The 24362-nt window shown below is 42.9% G+C and carries 24 protein-coding genes; 13 read left to right on the top strand and 11 right to left on the bottom strand.

The genetic code is table 11. From position 1 onward, the window contains the following. Positions 1-93: 93 nt before the first annotated feature. The 10 genes from AAC854_RS09235 (at position 94) to pcp (ending at position 10730) form a co-directional block, all read left to right on the top strand. On the top strand, positions 94-543 hold the full coding sequence (locus tag AAC854_RS09235; RefSeq protein ID WP_340616837.1) for a helix-turn-helix transcriptional regulator: 450 nt from the start codon (positions 94-96) through the stop codon (positions 541-543). A 151-nt stretch (positions 544-694) separates the two neighbouring features. Further along, positions 695-1696, top strand: a complete 1002-nt coding sequence (locus tag AAC854_RS09230; protein ID WP_340616836.1) for a LacI family DNA-binding transcriptional regulator — start codon at positions 695-697, stop codon at positions 1694-1696. 38 nt (positions 1697-1734) lie between these two features. Then, positions 1735-3213 (top strand): Na+/H+ antiporter NhaC, encoded by a 1479-nt coding sequence (gene nhaC, locus AAC854_RS09225; protein ID WP_340616835.1) that lies wholly within the window; start codon positions 1735-1737, stop codon positions 3211-3213. Next, a complete protein-coding gene (locus AAC854_RS09220) occupies positions 3200-4378 on the top strand; it encodes a MalY/PatB family protein (RefSeq protein WP_340616834.1) in 1179 nt (392 codons plus the stop codon). The genes nhaC and AAC854_RS09220 overlap by 14 nt, the downstream gene beginning before the upstream one ends. Positions 4379-5314: 936 nt before the next feature. Further along, on the top strand, positions 5315-5995 hold the full coding sequence (locus tag AAC854_RS09215; protein ID WP_340616833.1) for a PAS domain-containing protein: 681 nt from the start codon (positions 5315-5317) through the stop codon (positions 5993-5995). A gap of 34 nt (positions 5996-6029) precedes the next feature. Continuing rightward, positions 6030-6710: a helix-turn-helix transcriptional regulator gene (locus tag AAC854_RS09210; protein ID WP_340616832.1), complete on the top strand. Its 681-nt coding sequence runs from the start codon at positions 6030-6032 to the stop codon at positions 6708-6710. A 316-nt stretch (positions 6711-7026) separates the two neighbouring features. Beyond that, positions 7027-7911, top strand: coding sequence for an IS982 family transposase (locus tag AAC854_RS09205; protein WP_340616831.1), 885 nt, complete (start codon positions 7027-7029; stop codon positions 7909-7911). A 406-nt stretch (positions 7912-8317) separates the two neighbouring features. Next, complete coding sequence (locus tag AAC854_RS09200) at positions 8318-9046, top strand: DUF969 domain-containing protein (RefSeq protein WP_340616830.1); 729 nt, start codon at positions 8318-8320, stop codon at positions 9044-9046. Next, entirely contained in the window at positions 9043-10062 is a 1020-nt protein-coding gene (locus tag AAC854_RS09195; RefSeq protein WP_340616839.1) for a DUF979 domain-containing protein, read from the top strand. Before AAC854_RS09200 ends, AAC854_RS09195 begins: the two co-directional genes overlap by 4 nt. A gap of 20 nt (positions 10063-10082) precedes the next feature. Further along, a complete protein-coding gene (gene pcp / locus AAC854_RS09190; RefSeq protein WP_340616829.1) occupies positions 10083-10730 on the top strand; it encodes a pyroglutamyl-peptidase I in 648 nt (215 codons plus the stop codon). A gap of 82 nt (positions 10731-10812) precedes the next feature. Here pcp and pgpA read toward each other — a convergent pair whose 3' ends face one another. From pgpA to queA, 11 genes are all read right to left on the bottom strand, one after another. Then, positions 10813-11304: a phosphatidylglycerophosphatase A gene (gene pgpA, locus AAC854_RS09185; RefSeq protein WP_340616828.1), complete on the bottom strand. Its 492-nt coding sequence runs from the start codon at positions 11302-11304 to the stop codon at positions 10813-10815. Continuing rightward, positions 11297-12343, bottom strand: a complete 1047-nt coding sequence (thiL, locus tag AAC854_RS09180; RefSeq protein WP_340616827.1) for a thiamine-phosphate kinase — start codon at positions 12341-12343, stop codon at positions 11297-11299. Before thiL ends, pgpA begins: the two co-directional genes overlap by 8 nt. A gap of 101 nt (positions 12344-12444) precedes the next feature. After that, the gene (nusB, locus tag AAC854_RS09175) at positions 12445-12861 is read right to left on the bottom strand and encodes a transcription antitermination factor NusB (RefSeq protein ID WP_340616826.1); all 417 of its coding nucleotides are present in this window, start codon (positions 12859-12861) and stop codon (positions 12445-12447) included. 28 nt (positions 12862-12889) lie between these two features. Continuing rightward, on the bottom strand, positions 12890-13360 hold the full coding sequence (ribH, locus tag AAC854_RS09170) for a 6,7-dimethyl-8-ribityllumazine synthase (protein ID WP_340616825.1): 471 nt from the start codon (positions 13358-13360) through the stop codon (positions 12890-12892). 98 nt (positions 13361-13458) lie between these two features. Next, positions 13459-14580, bottom strand: a complete 1122-nt coding sequence (ribD, locus tag AAC854_RS09165; RefSeq protein WP_340616824.1) for a bifunctional diaminohydroxyphosphoribosylaminopyrimidine deaminase/5-amino-6-(5-phosphoribosylamino)uracil reductase RibD — start codon at positions 14578-14580, stop codon at positions 13459-13461. 5 nt (positions 14581-14585) lie between these two features. Next, complete coding sequence (gene nrdR / locus AAC854_RS09160; protein ID WP_092549050.1) at positions 14586-15035, bottom strand: transcriptional regulator NrdR; 450 nt, start codon at positions 15033-15035, stop codon at positions 14586-14588. Positions 15036-15157: 122 nt separating this feature from the next. Beyond that, a complete protein-coding gene (gene secF / locus AAC854_RS09155) occupies positions 15158-16126 on the bottom strand; it encodes a protein translocase subunit SecF (RefSeq protein ID WP_340616823.1) in 969 nt (322 codons plus the stop codon). A 10-nt stretch (positions 16127-16136) separates the two neighbouring features. Then, the gene (gene secD / locus AAC854_RS09150; RefSeq protein WP_340616822.1) at positions 16137-17984 is read right to left on the bottom strand and encodes a protein translocase subunit SecD; all 1848 of its coding nucleotides are present in this window, start codon (positions 17982-17984) and stop codon (positions 16137-16139) included. A 28-nt stretch (positions 17985-18012) separates the two neighbouring features. Then, positions 18013-18351: a preprotein translocase subunit YajC gene (gene yajC / locus AAC854_RS09145; RefSeq protein ID WP_047962359.1), complete on the bottom strand. Its 339-nt coding sequence runs from the start codon at positions 18349-18351 to the stop codon at positions 18013-18015. Between the two features lie 171 nt (positions 18352-18522). Further along, positions 18523-19647, bottom strand: coding sequence for a tRNA guanosine(34) transglycosylase Tgt (tgt, locus tag AAC854_RS09140; protein WP_273547704.1), 1125 nt, complete (start codon positions 19645-19647; stop codon positions 18523-18525). A gap of 111 nt (positions 19648-19758) precedes the next feature. Continuing rightward, the gene (gene queA / locus AAC854_RS09135) at positions 19759-20844 is read right to left on the bottom strand and encodes a tRNA preQ1(34) S-adenosylmethionine ribosyltransferase-isomerase QueA (RefSeq protein ID WP_340616821.1); all 1086 of its coding nucleotides are present in this window, start codon (positions 20842-20844) and stop codon (positions 19759-19761) included. A gap of 104 nt (positions 20845-20948) precedes the next feature. On the opposite strand from queA, the gene AAC854_RS09130 reads away from it, so the two are divergent. From AAC854_RS09130 to ggt, 3 genes are all read left to right on the top strand, one after another. Further along, positions 20949-21536, top strand: coding sequence for an acyl carrier protein phosphodiesterase (locus AAC854_RS09130; protein WP_340616820.1), 588 nt, complete (start codon positions 20949-20951; stop codon positions 21534-21536). Positions 21537-21726: 190 nt separating this feature from the next. After that, on the top strand, positions 21727-22329 hold the full coding sequence (locus AAC854_RS09125) for a peroxiredoxin C (protein WP_340616819.1): 603 nt from the start codon (positions 21727-21729) through the stop codon (positions 22327-22329). A gap of 254 nt (positions 22330-22583) precedes the next feature. Next, complete coding sequence (ggt, locus tag AAC854_RS09120; protein WP_340616818.1) at positions 22584-24347, top strand: gamma-glutamyltransferase; 1764 nt, start codon at positions 22584-22586, stop codon at positions 24345-24347. Positions 24348-24362 lie beyond the last annotated feature (15 nt).

Genomic DNA, 24362 nt, shown 5'->3' with positions numbered 1-24362 from the left:
TATGTGGCAGCTCATCAAAAGAGTTAAGATTTTCTTGAATGCCGCTTCAGCAAATAGTTGGAAAGGAATAGGAAATATGAAATTCTCATAATTATGAAAAGTTATATATCATCTATCTCAGTTTATTTTCAACGAAATGATCAACAAATAAAACCTTATTTTTGTGAAAAACATCCACTAATGAATGAAAATAATCAATGTATCGGCGTTATTTGTCACACTAAAGAAATAAATCATTTTTCAGTACATCATTATATTAAAAGTGATATGTCTACATCTATTAATCTTAATCCGCCGAACAATATACTGACAGAAAAAGAATGGCGGATTATTTTTTTATTCTGTAGAGGGATCAGAAACAAAGATATTGCTCATAATCTGAAAATATCATGTCGCACTCTGGAAAAATATTTTAAAATCATTTATGAAAAGTTATCAATAAATTCAATCATTGAATTAAAAACGCTTTGTGAGAAAAATAATTACAACCTATATATCCCGCCAGAATATTTAAAATCCATCAACCATACTTTGCTATGTTAAATATAATACCTATAATGCGGATAAACCATTCAAACAAACATGACAGATTACTCGTTTGAAATAGAATCGACGAAACCTTTCATGATAATTTGAACAAGTTTGGATATGATTCCAAGTCATATTCATCTTATATAACTGCCGGGGGAAGAGCATGGCCACAATGAAAGACGTAGCACATCACGCCAAAGTATCCGTAGCCACTGTCAGCCGTGTCATTAATAATACAGCTTACGTCGAACCTGGAACTCGTGAACGTGTAGAAAAAGCCATGCGTGAGTTCAACTACCACCGTAATTCGGCAGCACTTGCCTTGGCAAAAAGATCCGGGAATATGTTGGGGTTACTAACGGGCAATCTGGCTGACCCTTTCTTTTCTCTTTTGGCTCGCGGTGTTGAAAACGTTGCCCGGAAAAAAGAAGCCAAGCTCATGGTCTGTAGCGGTGGGCATCAAGCTGAACTTGAAAAATCTGCCCTGGACTTTTTAATCAATCAAGGATGTGAATCAATAGTAGCCTATGTCAGCAGAATGAGCGAAGCAGATATCTTACGTTATGCAGCTCATACTCCGGGATTAGTGGTTATCAACCGATATTTTCCAGCCATCGCTAACCGATGTGTCTGGTTAGATAATGTCAGTGCTTCTCAGACAGCTACCAACTATCTTCTCCAAAATGGTCATCGAAAAATTGCTTATGTAACGACAGATCTGCCGATAGATGACAGAAGGCTCCGTCTGGAGGGATATCATGCTGCAATGGCTGATGCGGGTATCACAGTACCTGGTGATTGGGTTATCAGCGTTCCATTTAACGAAAAAGGAGGGGAACAAGCAGCAGAAAAGCTCTTGGACAGCGGCATCAACTTTACTGCGGCATTAACATTCAACGACGTTATGGCCGCCGGTATGATGCGATTCCTGCATCGGCGGAAAATCGACTTACCGGAACAACTGTCAATCGTTGGGTTTGATAATATTGTCACAGCCCGATATCTCTATCCGCCCTTAACAACCATACATAATCCAATCGAACAAATGGCGCAACGGGCAGCTAATCTGGCATTACAGCTAAACGCCAAAAAAGAATTAGTTCCACAAATAAATATGTTCTCAGCAGAACTTATCATCAGAGATTCCGTTTTTTTGATAGAATAGCTTTTTTTTCAATAACCTATCTAAAACTGGATTTTCATATGGATGACAAAAAAAAACTTAATCTAGGGCTCTCCATACTACCGATTGCAGCCATGCTCCTACTACTCATAATTGGCTATGGTCAACTGAATCTGCGTATCGAATCCTTATTGCTTATATCAGCAGCAATAGCAGCAGTCTTAGCATATTGGCAAGGCTATCGCTGGGATAGCATTATTGATTCCATTGTGGCAAAACTAACCAAAGCAATGCCAGTAATCATGATCCTGATTTGCGTCGGGGGGTTAATTGGTACCTGGATGTTCAGCGGGACGATACCTTACATGGTTTACTGGGGATTAAAGCTGATTAGCCCTCAATATATACTTATTGCCGCCTTCTTTATCACCAGCGTTATCTCTGTTTGTACCGGCACATCATGGGGATCAGCAGGAACAGTTGGAGTTGCCCTAATGGGAGTTGCTGCAGGCCTTGATGTGTCTTTAGCGGCTGCAGCGGGTGCGATTGTTTCAGGTGCATATTTCGGTGATAAAATTTCACCGTTATCTGACTCAACTAATTTCGCAGCCATCGTTGCTGGCACTGATCTTTACAGCCATATTCGACATTTAATGTATACCACGATCCCTGGCTTTGTTTTAGCCAGTATCGTTTATTTTATTGCAGGCCATACAAGCTTAACAAGTAGCTCCTCAACTCCCGAAAAAATCACAGAAATAATACAATCTCTTGAAAACCTGTATCACTTTAATTTATTGCTTATTTTGCCACCGATGCTGGTTCTGTGGGGCGCAATAACAAAACGTCCAGTGATCCCAGTTATGTTGACAGCTTGTACATTAGCTATTGCGATAGGTATAGGTGTCCAAGGATTCACACTTAAACAAGGTCTTAATGCGTTAATTGATGGTTTTAATCTTTCAATGTTTTCTGACCAAGGACACAGCATCACAGGAGTTGTTAACGATGTTCCCCGCTTACTCAATCGCGGAGGCATGTCATCAATGATGAACACTGTTTTGCTTATATTTTGTGCATTTTCGTTTGCTGGTATCTTAACACTCACTGGCGCCTTGACTATTATTATTAACCAGCTTCTGCGCGCTGTTCACACAACTGGGCAACTTATTGCTGCAACCTTAGGCACAACCATTCTTGTAACTGGGGCAACCTGCGATGGAAAACTTGCCCTTCTCATCCCGGCAGAATTGTTCAAAGATGCTTATCGTCGGATGGGGCTAGATAACAAAAATTTATCACGCACCATAGAAGATGGTTGTACTGTCATTGAACCTCTTCTCCCTTGGACTTCAGCTGGCATTTACATGGCGACGACCTTAGGTGTCAGCACTCTTGATTTACTCCCTTGGGCAATCCAGTGCTACGCTGCAGTCTTTTTTGCTCTCATTTATGGTTTTACTGGTTTTGGTATAGCAAAAATTATGCCAAAAACTATATCCGAAACCGCCCCAGAAAATTCTCTGAAGAAAAAGGAAGTCCAACGTGAAATCATGTGATTTCAACCAGATATTTGATCGTTACAATACAGGCTCTGTTAAGTGGGATTTTTTAGATCGCTACCTGAACATAAACACAACTGACCTTTTGCCAATGTGGGTGTCTGATTTCGACTTTCGATGTCCAGAAGAAGTCCTGCAAGCTTTATCCTCTCGAATTGACCACGGAATTTTTGGCTATAGCGAACGTGACGATCTCTATTACCAAGCAGTAATAGACTGGTTTTTAAAACGCCATAACCTGACGTTGCACAGGGATTGGTTTACATCAATAGAAGGGGTCATACCCGGATTAGCTTTACTAATACAAATGCTGAGTAAATCAGGAGAAGGAGTCATCGTACAAAGCCCCTATTATGGTTCATTTGCCAAAATTATTACGATGAATAACCGGGTGGTTATTGAAAACCCACTTATTGAGAATCCGGAAGGTTACAAAATTGATTATGACCATCTGGAATACATATTGGAGCAACACAGACCACCTCTACTATTGTTCTGTAACCCACATAACCCTACTGGCCGATGCTGGAGTCGTAACGAATTGCTTCAACTATTGGAACTCTGTAAAAGGCATGGCACGACGGTAATTTCTGATGAAATTTGGGCTGATTTAACTTTGCCCGGAGAAAAATTTACCTCAATATTGCATCTTGGAAGTGAATGGCATAGTCATGTTATTACTGCCACCTCAGCCAGTAAGACGTTTGGGCTTTCTTCACTTCGTATATCAAACTTTCTTATCCCAAATCTAGCTCTCCGGCAAACTTTTATTGATCGGTTAAATGCTCACGGATTAGATGTATTCAATTCATTATCCATGACCGCAGCTACAGCTGCTTACCAATATGGGGAAACATGGCTTGATAAATTACAGGATTATTTGGCTGAAAATCGTAACTGGCTCGAACAGGCTTTAGCATCTTCCATTCCCTGGTGTCGAATGGTCAAAGCGGAAGGGACATATCTGGCTTGGCTGGACTGCCGTGATTTAGGTTTAGATGATAGTACTTTGCAGCAGGCATTAATCGAAAAAGCGAAAATAGCCGTTTCAATGGGATTCAGTTTTGGTGATAAAGGAAAAGGGTTTATCCGTATAAACTTAGGTTGTCCCCGTCAATACCTTGAACAAGCTATCATTGGTTTAGCCCAGTTAACACGATAAAGTTAACACTCTAAAATAAACAGTTACCCGAAAAAACGCGCCTATTTTTATTTTATAACCCTACCTGAAACTTTTCACAAAAAGTTTCAGGTAATTAGCTTCCCATTACTAATTTCTGCATAAAGTATATTTGTAAAAATCATTTAAAATATCTGCTTGGCCATAGAAATAGTTGATGTGATTTTCCTCATTTTTGAATGAATCAATAATATCATCTCTATGCCACTCTCTTGTTACAAGCGTTCCCTTTCCCTCCCTAAATTTAGTTATTTAATGCATTAAATGCGTATCCTATATTTTATATTATTACAGGCTTTTCCCTGAAGCTGGCACTAGTAAAAAATACTAAAAAAATCTGTACTGAAGTGTTAACTTCCGATAATAACAGTAAAATTTTGCAAAAAACCAATTTATTAACTTAACCAGTAAGAATCGAATAACAAGCATTCTTCTAGATGTTTTTATGATTGATAACACACTTAAAAAGTTTAGTTATTTTTCGAAACTTTGGAAGCGTATTAAATACTTTAATGAACATCTACTATCTTAAAGAAAGCAAACAGTTAGTTACATTAATTGAATATTTCAATATTAATAATTTTAAAATTAAACATAAAGGAAACCTATCTATCAAAAAAATAAAATTTATTATATTAACCCCCTATTTTATACTTAAATATTTCAACACAACACCAAATTTAATAAATTTTATTTAACACCAATCAATATATAATTGCTTGATTTTATATTATCACCAATATCAATAGACTATAATATTAGTAAAACTTAATGTTTAATTAAAAAATAATTTCAAAATGAAATAATATCTTTGTGTTAAAACTAATGAATACACAGTCTTTGATTAACTAATTATTATTCCATATTATATGGTTATATTATTCTAATCACTACCAGAAAATAATTAATATATAAAATATGAAAAATTCAAATAATATCACTCCTCAATTAATTCATATGTGGAAAAAAAGTACTGAATCTTGGGGAGCAACAGATCGCCAATCAAGGTTTATCTATGCCAATTCTGCTTTCTATCAGTTGCTAGACCTTCCTGAAGATTTCGACATCACAGGACTTAATATAAGTGAACTACCTTCACCTATTGCAAAATATAAAGAAGAATTTTACCTACAAGATCAAAAAGTTATTCAAAAAATGCAACGAGTAACCTCAATGGAAACTCACCCATTTGGAAAATATAAAGTTAAACAATCTTATCTCTGTGATAAATATCCCCTATATGATAATAGCGGCGACTGCATTGGTATCATTTTTCATATGTACAAAACTCAAGGGTTCTCCATCTCTTATTATTATGATGGCGTTATTCCAGAAACACCGGAGTTCAAACCTCCCAGCGTTGAACTAGCACAAATTGAGTGGGAAATTCTCTTTTTACTCTTGCGATCATTTGATGAAAAAAGTATCAGTGAAGAATTAATGATAAATATTAATGATGTTACTAATTATATGCAATCAATTTACCAAAAATTTAATCTCTCAAGAAAGCTAGAACTGAAAAAATTCTGCAAAGAGCAGAAACTAGATCGTTATATTCCTGAGAGATTTGTCACTGTTGGTAGTAGAGAGCTAAACTGATTATATCATTCAAAAATAATAAAGGAATAATGACATGAGTAATAAATCCATCATTTCACCTCAAATAATTAATACACTAGCAGCCAGCAACGATCCCTGGGGAATAAAAGATAAAAACTCTTGTTTTATTTATGGAAACAAGGCATTGAATGCTATTAAAGGATTTTCTGATTCATTCAATTTTGAAGGGCTTAATGATCACGAACTTCCTTGGGATGGTGCTGAATTTGCAAAGGAATATATTCTTCATGACCAAAAGGTAATGCAGGAAGAAAAATCATACACTTCACTTGAAACACATGTTTGGGGAGAAACAAAAGCATTATCATCTTATTTTTGCGAAAAATCACCTATTTATCATGAAAATGGTGAGTGTATAGGGATCATATATCACTTATGGAAAGCCCAGGATTATTCACTGACCCGGCTATACCATGGCAAACTCCCTGCTTCCATTATGTTTCAACCTCCTACTGAATTATTCACCCAACGAGAATGGGATATCATTTTCCTCTCTCTGCACAAATATACCAGCAAGCAAATGGGTAGAATATTAAATATTTCTTATCGTACTGTCGAAAATTATACAGCACAAATATATAAAAAAGTTGGTGTTAACTCTGCTCAACAATTAGAAGAATATTGTCGATTTAATAATTTCGATCTCTATGTGCCAGAAAGATTCCTATTCCCTGAAAGCCGTATATTGGTTTGAATATTGAAAAAAGATAGCAGAGCGTTGATAAACGCTCCGCTGAAAAATCACGAATTTCGGTCATACTAAATTCTTTCTATCTATTTTTCATTAGACGCTATTTTTCGGTATTTTTTCATGAATTTTTTGAACATAAAAAATGAATATTTAATCACGTAAAATTAAAAACAAATACAAAACAAACAATACACAAGAATGATTTTTTAACGAATTATAAATTAATTAACCCGAATTCTGGATAAGAAATTGACGAGAAGCCTGTTCCAGGAGCAAAGTTTTGGTGCACACCAAAAACAGCTCCGAGGTGGAACAGGCTATGGACAAGTTAGTTGAAATTTTCTGCGATGTCGACGATTTTTGTCGTCTTTTCATCCCTCAATGGGAACAATTTTGTCTCGATAGCGGGCATCGTTTACGCCGCCGACAAGGCCATATGTATCCCAGTGAAATCATGACCATTTTGATCCTTTTTCATCTGTCGCATTACCGTGATTTTAAAAATTTTTATCTAGAACATATTTGGAAATATCACCATAAGGATTTTCCAACCTTGGTCAGCTATTCTCGTTTTGTCAGTGTGGCGCCTTCCGTTTTGGTGCCACTATGTAGCTATCTGACTCAATTAAAAGGGAAACCCACAGGCATTGCTTTTATTGATTCCACCCGTTTGAGTGTCTGCCATAACATTCGCATCCCTCGACATAAGGTCTTTGCGGGGATAGCAAAGCGCGGAAAAAATTCAATGGGCTGGTTTTACGGTTTCAAATTACACTTGGTTGTCAATCATCAGGGGGAAATTCTAGCGCTTAAAGTGACTGCGGGAAATGTGGATGATCGGGAACCTGTTCGTGAATTATCAAAAGAATTAACGGGTTCTCTTTACGGTGACAAAGGTTATCTCAGCCAAGAATTGGCGGACGATTTAGCCAAAACCGATGTCACTTTCATCACGAAAAAACGGCGCAACATGAAAGCGTGCATGCAAGCTGAGTGGGATAAGATAATGTTAAAAAAGCGTTTTATTATTGAAACGATTAATGGGCAATTAAAATTGATTTCTCAGATAGAGCATTCGCGTCACCGAAGTATAAAAGGATTTATGTTAACCGTTTTAGGTGGACTGATTGCTTACTGCCTTAAATTGAAAAAACCATCACTGAAAGTTTTCTACTTAGAAGAAGATGTTCCAATGATGGCTTAAGCAGAATTCGGGTTAATTAAACTGAATTAATAACATACAAAAACTTATAATAAATGGCTCGTAAATACATATCAATCAATCCCAAAATTGAATTTTTGGCATCATATTACTATTTATCAGAAATATATTTTTTATATTCATCATTTCGAATTTCCTCTCCGAATTCTGATACCTCTAAACAGATCCTTTATTTGTAGATAATGTGCAAAATATTTTCACCAAATAAGCTCATTTTGCATTCAATGAGTGATCTGTATTCCATTTTTGCAATTCAATGCAGATTTTTCTTGCCTGTTTTTTGATCGCAATCTATTTATTGTTCAACAATATAAAAACAATGAATTAACAATAAACGCACTTAAACCAACAATAAAACAACACTGTATCTTTCAGGGGGAAGTAGAATATGCAGCACACTATCAATTTTTGGCCCCTCATCGGGATTGCCGTCATTATCATTGGTTTTATCATCAGATTTAATCCTGTTCTGGTTGTTACCGTTGCCGGCCTTGTCACCGGATTGTCAGCCCAAATGTCCATAGCCGATATTCTGGAGAAACTAGGTTCAGGATTTATTAATACGCTAAATCTGACACTGACACTTCTGCTTCCCTTGGTCATCATTGGCCTGTTGGAAAGACATGGGTTAAAAGAACACGCCCAAAAATCGATTGCCCATATCAAAACTGCCACTACCGGAAGGTTACTGATTATCTACCTGTTTATACGTGAAACTGCTGCTGCACTGGGGTTAACCAGTTTAGGTGGCCATCCACAAATGGTCCGCCCTTTACTCGCTCCTATGGCAGAAGGTGCGGCTGAAAACCAATACGGTGAATTACCGGATTCAGTTCGCCATCGCATTCGTGCTATGTCCGCCGCGACGGATAATACGGGTTTGTTCTTTGGTGAGGATATTTTTGTCGCCTTTGGGGCAATTATCTTTATGCACAATTTCATGCTGGAATCGGCTGGTATTCAAACCGAACCGCTGCATATTGCCCTTTGGGGTATTCCCACTGCCATTTGTGCTTTTCTTATCCATTCTGTTCGGCTATATCGCCTGGATTACCGACTTGCCAATGAACTTAGCTCTTTGAATCACGCCCGTACGAACAGCAAGGGGACAAGATAATGTTTCAATTACAATATCTCTATGTACTGGCTGGGCTGCTCTTACTGGCTGTTGCCATTATGTCATGGCGTGATAAAGCCAATCCTCGCCGATTAACAACCGGCTTATTCTGGGCGCTGTATGGATTAATCTTTCTGGTGGGGAAATGGAGCGGTCATCTGGCAGCTATCTGGATCAGTGATGAAGTCCATGCCCAGAAAATCGCCCATATCAGTGTTGGTGTGTTGGTTGTTATTATGGCGCTGCTGGCAGGATTCGGTGGAGTGCGTTTGGGAAACTATCATCAACGGACACCAGAACAACGACAGAAAAGTGCTGATCGTCTTGGTCACCGGTTATTTTTGCCCGCTTTGCTGATCCCTGTTATCACAATGCTAGGAGTGCTAATGTTTAACCACATTCCCGGCTTACAGCAGGCTGTATTTGGTGAAGGTAATCACTCTACGCTGGTAACACTCTTTTCCATTACTCTTGGTTGCCTGATTGGGTTAATTATCGCGTTACGCCTGAGCCACGATACCATCACACAGCCTATACAGGAAACTCGCCGCCTGCTGGATTCCATTGGCTGTGTATTTATTTTGCCGCAGATCCTGGCAACTCTCGGATTGTTGTTCACCGCAGCGGGTGTAGGTACAGTGATTGCTCATTTAACTGAAAATTATTTGTATGTCGATAGTCGTTTTATTGCAGTGGTAACGTATGTCTTTGGCATGGCCCTGCTGACCATGATAATGGGGAATGCTTTCGCCGCTTTTCCGATTATCACTGCCGGTATTGGCATCCCCATTCTGATTTTACAGCACGATGGTAATCCCGCAGTTATGGCGGCCATCGGGATGTTTTCCGGCTATTGTGGAACGTTGATGACACCTATGGCAGCAAATTTCAATATCGTTCCCGCAGCACTGTTAGAGTTGCCTGATCGTAATGCCGTTATCAAGGCCCAGATTCCCACAGGATGCGCTTTACTTATTACCAATGTGTTCTTGCTCTATTTTCTAATGTTCATATAAAACAACAAAAAGGTATCGTCATGAAAACTATTTTAGTCACTGGTTTTGAGCCTTTCGGAGGTGATAGGATAAATCCATCATGGGAAGCCATCAAACCATTACAGGGCTGCCAAGTCGCTGACGCGATTATTGAGATTTGCCAACTCCCCTGTATTTTTGATACCGCTTTGCAACATCTCCATACAGCTATTGACCGGACTCAGCCAGAATTGGTGATTTCAGTAGGGCAGGCAGGAGGCAGGGCAGATATCAGCATAGAACGCGTCGCAATTAATATTAATGATGCCAGTATTCCCGATAATAAAGGGAACCAGCCGATTGATACTCCTGTTATTTCCGGTGGCCCTGTAGCATATTTATCTGACGTACCGATCAAAACTATGGTTAATACGTTGAGGAAGGCGGGAATTCCTGCATCAGTTTCCCAAACTGCCGGTACTTTTGTTTGCAATCATGTGATGTATGGTTTATTGCATTATTTAACACAAAATTACCCCTCTGCAAGTGGAGGATTTATCCATATTCCTTATCTTCCAGAACAAGCCAAAATCCTCTTTGATACACCAAGCATGACGCTAGAATTGATGACAATGGCACTAAAAATAGCTATTGAAACTGCATGGGAAAATAAATCTGATACGGTTGTAACGGGCGGTGCTATACACTAAGAAATGTACGCATTAAGAGAATAAATCAGTGCAGGAAATAGATTAGCCACTATATTCAGTGGCTAATTCAGAAAAACAATAGTCAGAAAGGCAATAATTGGTAGAAATTCAACAGCCAGATAACCACAACCGCAAAAATTGCCGCGATAATGTCATCCAGCATGATGCCAACTCCGCCTTTTACATAGCGGTCAAACCAGCGAATCGGCCACGGCTTCCACATATCAAAAATACGGAACACCACAAAACCCACTAAAATCCACTGCCAGTTGAGCACCGGAATTGCCATCAATGTGATCCACATGCCGATGAATTCATCCCAGACCACGCAACCCGGATCTTCTACATTCATGGCATCGGCAGCTTTTTGACAAATCACACAACCAATGACAGTTCCTAATAAGATGGCTACCCATATTCCCCATGTAGGCAATTGCACCAGCAATAACCAGAAAGGGATTGCCGCCACTGAGCCCATCGTACCCGGTATAATCGGCGATAAGCCACTACCGAACCCCGTAGCCAACAAATGCCACGGATTGCTCATTTTTAAGCGACGCTTTGCATCATCCATGCGTTCCCTCCGTTTGGTCATTTTCCTCTTGCTGTACTGCCGAACAAGGTACTACAGGTTTTTTATCAGTTTTAAAATGGTCAAAGCCGTTCAGATTCAGCTCAACTTCTTCGTTATGATTAAAATAGCGGATACCTTCTGATTCTGGCCTGATTTGCCCAATACAGCAGAAACTCGCACCAGAATGAGCCAATGCCATATTTAACGCACCACGGTTAAGCTCAGGTACAGTAAAGCACAATTCATAATCTTCACCACCGCTCAGCGCCCATTTCAACGCCTGCTCAGGGGTAACATATTGCTGCATGGCTTCCGAATAAGGCAGCGCATCCAGATTAATACGCGCACCACATTGGCTGGCTGTCAGAATATGGTTGAGATCAGAAATTAAACCATCGGACAGATCAATTGCGGAAGAAGCAAGATCGCGTAATGCCTGCCCTTGTAGAACCCGGGGTTGTGGACGGAGATGACGTTTGATTAACCAATTATGGATCGCTGTATCCTCCACTGTCAGACGATCTTGCAACAGAGCAAGCCCTGCGGCACTATCCCCCAGTGTTCCGGTTACATAAATCCAGTCACCATTTTTTGCCCCCGCACGGCGCAGTGCCCTGCCCGCCGGAACCAAACCATGTACGGTTAACGTCAAACTCATGGGGCCTTTCGTCGTATCCCCACCGATCAACTGCATACCATAATAATTCAGTTGCTCAAACAAACTGTCACTGAATCGCTTTAGCCAATCTTCATTGACATCAGGTAGCGTTAAAGCCAGTGATGCCCAGGCGGGATCTGCCCCAACAGCGGCCAAGTCACTGATATTGACAGACAGTGCCTTATAGGCCAAATCTTCCGGTGAGATGTCAGGGAGAAAATGAACACCGGCAACCAGCGTATCTGTAGTTACCGCTAATTCTTGCTTATCTGCAACGGTCATCAGCGCACAATCATCGCCAATCCCGAGATTGACATCACGGCGACGGCTGACATGGCGATTGAAATAACGTGCAATGAGGTCAAATTCACCACATGCCATAGTAGAATTCCAAAAAGTGACTAACGATGAGAACACGAGGCCGGGAAGCCGGCCTCATAGATAAAATCATCGAGTTATAATGGGGAACTCCTGGCAAGCAATCACTTTTTCTTGCGTGCTGCCGGGCCAGCTTTATCCAACACCCCATTCACGAATTTATGGCTATCTTCAGCGCCAAACACTTTTGCCAGTTCGATGCCTTCATTAATAGCCACTTTGTAGGGAACATCATCACGAAAGCTTAGTTCAAACATTGCAACGCGCAAGATGGCTTTTTCTACCTGACCTAACTCTTCGAGCTGGCGTGAAAGATAAGGAGCCATCAATGCATCTAATTTTGTAGCATTGACCGCTACCCCGGACAGCAACTCACGGAAATAGGTGATATCAACACCAGTTACGTCCTGCTCTGACAGAAACTGCAATTCAACATCAGCAATGCTGTTTTTGGATAATTGCCATGAATAAATTGCCTGAACAGCACACTCACGAGCACGACGACGAGCAGCAGGTTTCACAAAATTCCCCTTAATTAAAACTAAAAATTCAGCCTTTGATGGCTTTGATTACATTAATCATTTCCAATGCGGTTAAGGCAGCTTCTGCACCCTTATTACCCGCTTTAGTGCCAGCGCGTTCAATCGCCTGTTCAATATTTTCAGTCGTCAGAACACCAAATGTGACAGGAATGTCGCTGGACATTGCCACGTTGGACAAACCAGAGCTGCACTCGCCAGCAACATATTCGAAGTGGGCTGTACCGCCACGGATAACAGTACCCAAAGCGATAACCGCATCATATTTTTTGGACTCAGCCAGTGCCTTGGCTGTTAACGGCAGTTCATAAGCACCCGGTACCCATACTACGGTGATATTGTCTGAAGAAACCTGACCGATGCGTTCCAACGCATCCACGGCCCCTTCCAGCAGGCTGTCATTAATGAAGTTGTTAAAGCGGGCAATCGCAATAGCGATACGTGCTTCAGGAGCTGCAACAACACCTTTGATTACGTTCATAGCCTTCCTTATACCTTATTCATATCCGCAGGGGCGCGGATCTTATCACATTCTTTTTCTCTGCGTCTTGGTTTATGTCCGAACTTAAATCAGGACGCTCAGAGTGGTCGTAAGCGAAGGCGCACATCTGGGCCAATCTGTTTTACATCAAACAGCGTAAATTCAGGCGCATCCGATAATCTTTGCAATTCAGGAATAGCAAACAATCCACGGGCATTATTTCCCAGCACCTTAGGCGCGATATAAAGGATCAATTCATCTACCAGCCCCAATGATAATAATGCCCCGGCCAGAGCAGGACCGCATTCCGCCCAGACTGAATTTATCTGGCGCTTACCCAGTTGCATCATCAGCAGCACCAAATCAACGCCATTACCATGTGCCGGCAATAAGATTTGTTCGACGTGATCAGGCCATTGCTGTTCATCTTTGTCAGTATCCAACAAGTTAGTATGTGCTAACCAACATTGCCCTGTTTGCCGGATAATCTGGTGCTGTGGCGTCACGCGATTCTGGCTATCAGTAATGATACGGATTGGCTGGCGGAGACGTTCTTGGGGATAAACCGCTTGTGTATCAGCATCCAATTCATCCCAACGGACAGTCAGTGAAGGATCATCCGCCAATACTGTTGCACTGGAACTCAAAATTGCGCTGCACTGCGCTCGCAATTTCTGCACATCCTGACGCGCTTCAGGTGAAGTAATCCACTTACTTTCTCCCGAGGCCAACGCGGTACGGCCATCCAATGAGGCTCCCAGTTTCAATTGCAGGTAAGGGAAACCGGTACGCATACGTTTAAGAAAACCTTTATTCAAGGATTCCGCCTGCGCCATCATCAGGCCATGTTCTACAGTGATGCCCGCCTGCTGCAATTTATACAAGCCGCGTCCAGCCACTTGAGGATTGGGGTCTTGCATCGCTACCACAACACGACTTAATCCCGCAGCAATCAAAGCATCAGCACAGGGCGGTGTTTTGCCATGGTGACTACATGGCTCAAGAGTGACATAAGCTGTGGCGCCTTTTGCATTTTTACCTGCCATGCGAAGGGCATGAACCTCTGCATGCGGTTCTCCGGCTCGTAAATGAAAACCTTCCCCGACTATTTGATCATCTTTAACGATGACACAACCTACATTTGGATTCGGAGAAGTTGTAAAACGCCCTTGTTGCGCCAATTCCAGCGCTCGGGACATATATATTTCATCGAGTGTCATGGTATTTAGTCTTGTAATTTGGCTATTTCTTCGCCGAATTCACGAATATCTTCAAAGCTGCGGTAAACAGATGCAAAACGGATATACGCCACTTTGTCCAGTTTCTTCAGCGCATCCATAACAAAATTTCCAATCATCTTGGACGGAATTTCACGCTCACCGGTTGCCCGCACTTGTGATTTGATATGGCTAATCGCTGTTTCCACATCATCAGAGCTGACAGGACGTTTTTCAAGTGCCTTTTGCATGCCACGACGCAATTTTTCTTCGTCGAAAGGCTCCCGAATATCATCACTTTTAATAACCCGTGGCATCACCAGTTCTGCAATTTCAAATGTAGTGAAGCGTTCATGACATTCTAGGCACTGACGGCGACGGCGCACTTGTGAGCCATCCCCAACCAGACGGGAATCAATAACTTTAGTATCAACGGCTGCGCAAAATGGGCAATGCATATCGTTTCCTGACAGTTGACCGAAGGAATAACAGTGTACCTTGAAGTGATAATGAAAAACACCCTGTCAGTAAGTACTCACAGAGTGTTTAAGCGATATCAGAACTCGATCATGCTAAATCGTTAAGGAAGAATAGAAGGCTGGTCCGCCCCTTCTTTCTCAACTTTCTGCTGAATCATATGCTCACGCTTCATGCCCAACTTCAGAGCCAGTGCAGAAGCAACATAGATGGAAGACACTGTACCGATAGAAACACCAATTAACATTGCCAGTGAGAAGCCTTTCAGCATTTCACCACCGAAAATGTACAGCATCAGTACAACCAGCAACGTGGTTGCAGAAGTCATGATCGTACGGCTCAGAGTCTGAGTCAGGGAGACGTTCATGATTTCATAAGACGTACCACGGCGGATTTTGCGGAAGTTCTCACGAATACGATCCGACACCACAATACTATCGTTCAATGAATAGCCGATAACGGACATCAACGATGCGACGATAGTCAGGTCAATTTCGATGTGGAACAACGACAAAACACCCAGCGTAATAATCACGTCATGCGCAAGTGCAATAACCGCTCCCAATGCCAGACGCCATTCAAAGCGGAAACCGACATAGATCAGGATACAGATCAGGGCAACCAGTAACGCCATTGCTCCTGTTTGCGCCAGTTCGCTTCCCACGCTTGGACCGACGAATTCTACACGTTTGACCTTGGCATCTTTATCGATATTCTGGTTAATAACCGAAATAATCTTATTACCCAGTTCCTGCCCTGCATTCCCCTCCACCGGCGGCATACGAACCATCACATCACGGCTGCTGCCAAAATTTTGCAGAAGTGGATCGACAAAACCATTCTGTGTCAGGCTCTCACGCATCTTGTCCAGATCCGCAGGCTTACTCAGGTTTACCTCAATTACCGTACCACCGGTAAAATCAAGTCCCCAGTTAAACCCACGAGTTCCTATCATAACGATGGAAGCGATCAATAGCAGGAATGAAATCCCAAAGGCAACGTTGTCCCAGCGCATAAAGTCGATAACTTTACGCCCGTAGTTTAATTGTTCAACAGTATAATCCTGTGCCACAACGTGCTCCTTAAATTGACAACTTATTGATACGCTTGCCGCCGTACAGCAAGTTCACGATTGCACGAGTTCCTACAATGGCAGTGAACATTGAAGTCGCCACACCAATACTGGTAGTAATCGCGAAGCCCTTGATAGAGCCAGTGCCCACGGCATACAGAATAACGGCTGTAATCAGCGTAGTCAGGTTTGCGTCGATGATACTGGAGAACGCGCCTTTATAGCCTTCGTGAATCGCTTGCTGTACCGTACGGCCATTACGCAGCTCTTCTTTGATACGTTCGTTTATCAACACGTTCGCATCCACAGCGACGGCAAGTGTCAGAACGATACCCGCAATCCCCGGCATGGTCAGCGTCGCTCCCGGCAACAGGGACATGATACCGACGATCAGTACCAGGTTAGCCAGCAATGCACTACTCGCAATCAGACCAAACTTGCGATAGTAAATCATCATGAACAAAATGGACGCAATCAGGCCCCATAAACACGCCTCAAGACCCTGCTTGATATTCTGCAAGCCCAGAGTTGGCCCAATAGTACGCTCTTCGACAATCTGAATTGGTGCAATCAATGCACCCGCGCGTAGCAACAGCGACAACTGGCGAGCTTCGGCAGGATTGCCAATGCCAGTGATACGGAAACTGTTACCCAAACGTGACTGAATGGTGGCAATGTTAATGACTTCTTCTTTCTTAACCAGGGTCGCACGACCATTGGCATCTTTCTTGCCGCTGTCTTTATATTCCACAAACAGCGTTGCCATCGGTTTTTGCAGATTATCTTTAGTGAAATTGGACATTGCCGTGCCACCCGCACTATCCAGAGAAATATTCACCTGCGGATAACCGTTCTCATCCGTGCTGGACGTGGAATCAGTAATATGATCGCCTGTCAGAATAACACGCTTGTACAGGACAACAGGGCTGCCATCACGGGTATATTTCAATTCTGAATCAGCCGGAATTCGGCCAGACAGTGCTGCATTCTGGTCAACATTACTATTCGCCAGACGGAATTCCAATGTTGCGGTTGCACCGAGGATCTCTTTAGCGCGGGCTGTATCCTGGATACCCGGCAGTTCAACAACAATACGATCTGCCCCCTGACGCTGCACCAGAGGTTCCGCAACACCCAACTGGTTTACGCGGTTACGCAGAATAGTAATGTTCTGCTGTACTGCATAAGAACGGGCTTCACGCAGACGTTCATCACTCATGACAACTTTCAGGGTACTGTTGGCACCAGCAGAGAACACTAAATCACGGTGGCGAGGTTCAAGATAGCTTTCCGCGTTGGAACGCGCGTCGTTATCGCGGAAACGAACTTCAACGCCGTAATTATCAATTTTGCGGATAGTAGAATAAGCGATGCCCTGATCACGCAGTTCAGAGCGCAGGCTATCAATATTTTGTTCCTGTAACTTACTCAGTGCGGTTTCCATATCCACTTCCATCAGGAAGTGAACACCACCACGCAGGTCAAGCCCCAGTTTCATAGGCTCAGCATTGATTGCCCTTAACCAGACAGGCGTTGCAGGCGCGAGGTTCAGTGCCACGACATACTGTTCGCCCAATGCAGAAACCAGTGCTTCACGGGCACGGAGCTGCACGTCAGTGCTGTTAAAACGAGCAAGGATTGCCCCATTTTCTAATGCAATGGACTTGCTCTGGATTTGATCTTTTTCTAAAACATTACGGACTTGGTCCAGCGTTTTTTCACTGGCGGCGATGCCTCGCGCGCCAGTGATTTGTACAGCCGGATCCTCACCATAAAGGTTGGGAAGTGCATAAAGCAAACCGATGAGGATCGCAGCGATCAGCATCAGATACTTCCACAAAGGATAACGGTTCAACACGGCAGTTCCCTTCGGGAAAATCAGAAAATTAAATAGCCTTCATTGTACCTTTCGGCAAAATGGCAGCGACGAAGTCACGTTTGACAGTTATTTCAGTGGTATCATTCAGGGCAATCACAACGTAGCCTGTTTCAGACACTTTAGAGACACGACCAACCAGACCACCAGAAGTCAGTACTTCATCTCCCTTGGAGATGGAATCCATCAATTTTTTATGTTCTTTGGTACGTTTTTGTTGTGGACGCAGGATCATAAAATAGAAAATCAAACCGAAAACAACCAGCATGATAATCAGAGAATATGGGTTACCCTGAGCTTGCGCTGGTGCACCAGCAGCTGCCGCAGCTTCAGAAATAAAAAAACTCATCAAATTTCCCTCATTGTTATCGAAAACATGTTACCGAAAATCGTGTTATCGAAAATATTACTTTCCGAAAATCTTACTTCTCGAAAATTGTGTTTGCCGAAAATCGACAGTGGCTCGATCAAAAACCAGCCCGATATGCTACACATATTGAGGCTGGTTAGTCACGCCAAATTATATATTTAACGGCGGAACAGGCTTACCAATCCGCTGATAAAACGCTTCAACAAACTGTTCCAGTTTGTCTTCTTCAATGGCTTTGCGAATTCCAGCCATCAAACGCTGATAATACCTTAAATTATGGATTGTATTCAGCCTTGCACCAAGAATTTCGTTACAACGATCAAGGTGATGGAGATATGCGCGGCTATAATTTCGACAAGTATAGCAGTCACAATGTTCATCCAGCGGAGAAGTATCTTCCTTATGTTTGGCATTACGGATCTTGATGACTCCTTCTGTCACAAACAGATGACCATTGCGGGCATTGCGGGTTGGCATCACACAGTCAAACATATCGATACCCCGGCGAACGCCCTCGACCAAATCCTCCGGCTTGCCAACTCCCATCAAATAGCGTGGTTTATCCTGCGGGATCTGCGGACAAACATGTTCCAGAATACGGTGCATGTCTTCTTTGGGTTCACCTACAGCCAGACCACCCACAGCGTAGCCGTCAAAACCGATTTCCACCAGCCCTTTTATGGAAACATCACGCAAATCTTCGTAAACACTGCCCTGAATAATACCAAACAAGGCATTTTTATTACCCATTTCATCAAAACGTTGACGACTGCGAGCGGCCCAGCGCAATGACATTTCCATGGAACGCTTCGCATAATCCCAATCAGCAGGGTATGGCGTACATTCATCAAAAATCATGACAATATCGGAACCCAAGTCATACTGGATTTCCATGGATTTTTCTGGGCTGAGGAAAACAGGCGTTCCGTTGATTGGATTACGGAAATGAACGCCTTCTTCTTTGATTTTACGCATCGCACCGAGACTAAAGACCTGAAAACCACCAGAATCTGTCAGAATAGGCCCCTGCCACTGCATAAAATCATGCAGGTCACCATGCAATTTCATGATTTCCTGCCCCGGACGCAGCCAGAGGTGGAAAGTATTCCCTAACAGGATCTGCGCACCGGTCTCTTTCACCTCTTCCGGTGTCATGCCTTTTACCGTACCGTAAGTGCCCACAGGCATGAATGCCGGGGTTTCCACTACGCCACGTTCAAAAATCAGGCGGCCACGACGGGCATTTCCGTCCGTCTTTTGTAACTCAAATTTCACTTAACCTCCAGACATCAGAAAAACAGTCTGATGCTATGTTTAGACACCGTTCAAACCAGCGGAGCTGAAATGAAGATCATTCTGATTTAAAAATATTTAATTTCAAAATTTTTATTTCAACACCGCTTCTTTCGATACCATTTCTTTCGATGCCATCATATTGCGACTGATAAACATCGCATCACCATAACTAAAAAAGCGATATTTTTCTGTCACCGCTTCTTTATAGGCACTCATGGTATTTTTATAACCGGCGAACGCAGAAACCAGCATGATAAGCGTGGATTCTGGCAGATGGAAATTGGTAATCAATGCATCGACAACCTGATATTCAAAACCAGGATAGATAAAGATTTGGGTATCATCAAAAAAAGACGCGATAATCCCATTCTGGCAGGCTCTGGCTGCGCTTTCCAATGAGCGGACTGAAGTTGTTCCCACCGCGACAACTTTGTTACCACGCGCTTTACATGCCAGTACCGCATCCACGACATTCTGTGGCACTTCCGCATATTCAGCATGCATAACATGATCTTCGATGGTTTCCACTCGCACAGGCTGAAAAGTACCGGCGCCGACATGCAAGGTGACAAAGGCCATTTCAATGCCTTTTTCACGCAAAGCAGCCAAAAGCGGTTCATCAAAATGCAGCCCGGCAGTCGGTGCAGCCACTGCGCCCGGACGTTCACTATAGACCGTCTGATATAACTCACGATCTGCGTCTTCATCAGGACGGGCAATATAAGGAGGCAATGGCATATGACCAATCTGATCCAAAATGGTCAACACATCACGATCATCATCAAAACGAATTTCAAACAATGTATCATGACGCGCCAGCATCGTTGCTTTAATGCTTCGATCTTCACCAAGAATCAGCTCAGCGCCTTCTTTCGGTGCCTTGGAAGCACGAACATGAGCAAGCACTCGCTTATTATCCAGCATCCTTTCAACTAAAACTTCCAATTTTCCCCCCGTCGCTTTGCGGCCGAACAGGCGCGCAGGAATGACGCGAGTATTATTGAAAACCAACAGATCACCGGCTTCCAGTTTATCCAGCACATCAGTAAAAACACCGTGCGTCAGCTTTCCCGTTTCGCCGTCAAGGGAAAGCAGTCGGCAGGCACTCCGCTGCGGCTGGGGATAGTGAGCAATCAGCTCTTCTGGCAGTTCAAATGTAAAATCAGCGACACGCATTTTATCTGTATCATTCAAAAAAACAGGCGGACTAGTCTAGTGCTGCAAACGCGAGGGTGCAACAAAGAAGCATCAGGTTTAGCGTTTTACGGTATACTCTCATCATGAATTTTCTCGCACACCTTCATTTAGCTGCATTATCGGAAAGCTCCTTATTGGGCAATCTGATGGCAGATTTTGTCCGCGGTTCACCAGAAGGGTTGTTCAATTCCGACATTGTAGCGGGCATCCGTATGCACCGTCGGGTAGACAGCCTGACGGACAGGCACCCGCTTGTCATAGAAGCTCGTCACTTATTCCGTTGCGAGTATCGCCGTGTTGCCCCAATTACCCTTGATATCATCTGGGATCATTTTCTTGCCCTACATTGGGACAAACTTGAAAAAAATTATTCTTTGCCTGAATTCGCCAATTTTGCCCGCTGCAACATAGAACCTCATCTCGATTCAACCCCTGAAAAGTTTCAAGAACTGAACAGTTATCTCTGGTCACAAAACCTGCTCATCCGCTATGCGGATATGTCCTGCATTGCCAATGTACTGCAAAGCATGGCACGCAAACGCCCGAAATTATCAGCGCTGGCAGGATCATATCAGGATATAGAAACCCATTACCTTGATTTTGAAACACTATTCTTGCAATTCTATCCACAAATGATGGCATTAGCGTCAAATAAGCGCCTGCTTGAGTGAAAAAATTTTCCAGAGCCTTGCACTTTTTTCAAATAGTTTTATCTTATGTAGGTCAAAAGGAATTAAAAACAGGTTATTGATAGGTAAATCCTATTGCAGCAATTGGTATTTTATCCTTTATTGCTATACCCTAATTCCTTATGCTGTAACCCGTTTTACATAACACCTTTTAAAATCACAGGAGTCAATTATGGTTTTAGTAACCCGCCAAGCCCCTGACTTTACAGCTGCTGCAGTTCTCGGTAACGGTGAAATCGTTGATAACTTCAATCTGAAAAAACACCTGAATGGCCGTCCTGCCGTTATTTTCTTCTGGCCAATGGATTTCACTTTTGTTTGCCCTTCTGAGCTGATCGCTTTTGACCACCGTTATGAAGAATTCCAGAAACGCGGTGTTGAAGTTATCGGCGTTTCTTTCGACTCTGAGTTCGTTCACAACGCATGGCGTAAAACCCCAATCAGCGAAGGTGGTATCGGCGAAGTCAAATATCCAATGGTTGCTGACATCAAACGTGACATCATGAAAGCTTACGGCATTGAGCACCCAGAAGCTGGCGTTGCCTTACGTGGTTCTTTCCTGGTTGACAAAACTGGTGTTGTCCGTCACCAAGTGGTTAACGATCTGCCACTGGGCCGTAACATCGATGAGATGGTACGTATGGTTGACGCTCTGCAATTCCACGAAGAACATGGCGAAGTTTGTCCTGCACAATGGGCAAAAGGTCAAGAAGGTATGGGCGCTTCACCTGAAGGCGTAGCAAAATACCTGACCAAAAATGCTGACAAACTGTAATATTCCGCAGCATTGAGTCATTTAATAACATTATGTTATTACCCCTTCCAAACCAGCCGCTTGTCGGCTGGTTTTTTTCTCTCAAAACAGATCTTCCTGAAGCCCGCTGTCTTATCGGCTTGCATTAAATTGCGCACAAAAAATCGCCCTTTCCAAAATCCTGAGCTTTAGATAAGGTAATCTACATATTACTAACAAAAACATCACAAACAATTGAGTCTCCCACCGTAGACTCACGCTTAGGAGCACAACACATGTTAAAAGCATGGAAAATACCGTTGATAGCTGTATCCCTCCTCGTTTTCTCTCCACTTTATGCCGCCACTGAACCTGCCGTTGAAGCTAAACAAGGCATGGTTGTCAGCTCACAACGCCTTGCTTCACAAGCAGGTATCGATATTCTCAAAATGGGGGGAAACGCTATTGACGCCGCAGTTGCTGTTGGCTATGCCCAGGCAGTCGTCAATCCTTGCTGCGGCAACATTGGTGGGGGTGGATTTATGACTATCCATCTCTCCAATGGCAAAGATACTTTCATTAATTTCCGTGAAACCGCACCCGCCGCAGCCAGCGCTAATATGTATCTGGATAAAGACGGCAATGTTATCAAAAATGCCAGCCTGTATGGTTACAAATCGGTTGCTGTACCGGGCACAGTCATGGGATTTGAAGAAGCCTTGAAAAAATATGGCACTTTGACCCGTGAGCAAGTGATGGCTCCTGCTATTAAACTCGCTCGTGAAGGCTATATCCTGACCCGAGGCGATACCGATATTCTGGACACGACTGTTAAACGTTTTGCTCAAGATCCAGAAGCAACCCGTATTTTCCTGCGTAAAGATGGTACACCATTCGAACCCGGAGACAGACTCATTCAAACCGATTTAGCCAATACACTGGAAATGATTGCCAAAAAAGGGCCGGATGCTTTTTATCACGGTAAGATCCCCCAACTTGTCGAAGCAGCATCAAAAAAATCAGGGGGAATTATCACCGCAGCCGATTTTGCTAACTTTCATATCACCGAAACAGCCCCTGTCACCTGTAGCTATCGCGGCTACAAATTCATCTCTTCTCCACCTCCCAGCTCTGGTGGCGTCACGTTATGCGAAATATTGAACATTGTGGAAGGTTATGATCTTAAATCCATGGGGTTTAATTCCGCTGATTATATCCACACATTGACAGAAGCCATGCGCCACGCCTACTTGGACAGAAATACCTATCTGGGCGATCCGGCATTTGTCAAAAATCCTCTTGATAGACTGTTAAGCAAAAGCTACGCAGAATCTATCCGAAAAGAGATTCAACCCAACAAAGCCACTCCATCAGTAAATGTCCAGCCTGGCATTAGCCCTCATGAAAAACCAGAAACAACGCATTATTCCGTCGTGGATAAAGAAGGAAATGCAGTATCAACCACTTACACAATTAATGGACGCTTTGGCGCTGTCGTGATTGCACCAGGAACCGGATTTTTCCTGAACGATGAAATGGACGATTTCACAACTAAAGTGGGTGAAAAAAACCTATACGGACTAGTACAAGGAGCAACTAACTCCATTGCGCCTGGTAAGCGCCCACTATCATCAATGAGCCCAACCCTCGTGACCAAAGATAATAAAATATTTCTGGTTCTGGGTTCTCCGGGAGGTTCTCGCATTATCTCCATCACGCTACAGAGCGCCCTGAATATCATCGACTTCAATATGCCACCACAAGAAGCGGTCAATAGCCCACGTATACACCATCAATGGCTACCCGATGAAGTCTATTATGAGCAACGTGGGCTGTCGAAAGACACCCTGACTTTACTGGAAAAAATGGGTTACAAAATGGTGGAGCAAACACCATGGGGAGCGACAGAGTTAATCATGATTGGATTGCCGGGCGCGGCTGGGGTTACTTCTGTAAATTCTTCCGGCAATGATTCAGCGGTATCAGGCATTGTCCGTGAAGGCTATATCTATGGTTCCAATGATGTACGGCGACCTGCTGGTGCTGCTATTGGTTACTGATTCAGATTAGTTACT

It is taken from the genome of Xenorhabdus entomophaga, from assembly GCF_037996725.1.
Lineage (GTDB): Bacteria > Pseudomonadota > Gammaproteobacteria > Enterobacterales > Enterobacteriaceae > Xenorhabdus > Xenorhabdus khoisanae.
Note: the sequence above shows the minus strand (reverse complement) of the source record. Positions and strands in the feature narration are given on the sequence as shown.